The sequence below is a fragment of the Photorhabdus sp. S10-54 genome, assembly GCF_963878145.1.
Classification (GTDB): domain Bacteria; phylum Pseudomonadota; class Gammaproteobacteria; order Enterobacterales; family Enterobacteriaceae; genus Photorhabdus; species Photorhabdus kayaii.
In genome coordinates, this window is record NZ_CAWNXG010000147.1 from 1 (window position 1) to 1,084 (window position 1,084).

General features: G+C 39.9%; 1 protein-coding gene. It reads right to left on the reverse strand.

Annotation, left to right across the window (positions count from 1 at the left end; genetic code table 11):
* Positions 1-30: 30 nt before the first annotated feature.
* Positions 31-999 carry an IS30 family transposase gene (locus tag AACQ83_RS24200; RefSeq protein WP_112879885.1) on the reverse strand — a complete coding sequence of 323 codons (969 nt, stop codon included), beginning with the start codon at positions 997-999 and terminating at the stop codon, positions 31-33.
* Positions 1,000-1,084 lie beyond the last annotated feature (85 nt).

Genomic DNA, 1,084 nt, shown 5'->3' on the forward strand with positions numbered 1-1,084 from the left:
TGGTAGATTCACATAATAAGTGCAACATCGTTAATCTGGAAGTAAACATGTTCGTATACCCTTAAATAATTCATTCGGTGTCTTCCCACCCCGTGTTTTTCGGGGGCGATGATTTAATCTGTTTACCACAAAATTTATTTCCTGATCAGAGACTTCATTAAAATCAGTTCCCTTTGGAAAGTATTGTCTAATTAACCCGTTGATATTCTCATTGATCCCTCTTTCCCAAGGCGAGTAAGGGTGGGCAAAGTAAATTTCGGTTTCTAATTTTTTACTCATGGTTTCATGATCTGCGAACTCCAAACCGTTATCGAAGGTGATGGTCTTAACCCTTTGTTTTAACGGATATAATACTTTCACCACCGCTTTCGTGACTTCTGATGCTCGCTTGCCATCCAGTTTAACAATAATTGTATACAGCGTTTTACGATCAACCAGGGTTAATAAGGCACTTTTTTTATCTTTCCCAATTATCGTATCACCTTCCCAGTCGCCGATACGCTCTTTTTTATCAACGAGTTCCGGGCGCTTATCAATACTGACCCGATTTTTAATTTTGCCTCTTTTTTCATAGCAACCATAGCGTTTACGATAGGGTTTTCTAGCAATTCGTAGATGTTGCCATAAATCACCCCCCTCTATTTTATCTTGATAAATCAGCCTATAAATCGTCTCATGATGCAAAAATATCCCTTTATGTTGCTTCAAATAATCAGCCACCTGCTCAGGACTTAAATCTTTCCAAATTAACCGTTTTATCCATTTTTTTACTTCCGGTGTGATTTTCACGGCTTTCTTAGCAAAATGACGACGAGCCAATCCCTTTAAATGAGCCTGTTCGGGGCAGTATGTCTGGACTTCTTGATTTCTCTTCAATTCTCTGCTGATGGTCGATGGGCTTCGCTTAAGTGACTCAGCAATGAAACGCTGTGAAAAACCCGCTTTTTTTAAACTGGAAATCTGATATCTTTCTGTCTCGGTCAGTTGTGTATAGGCCATAGTGCATTTTCCTGTGGCGGGAAAGGTGCCTACTATAGCAACTGACCGCCTTTCTGAAAAATTGCACTTATTAGTCGAATCCGCC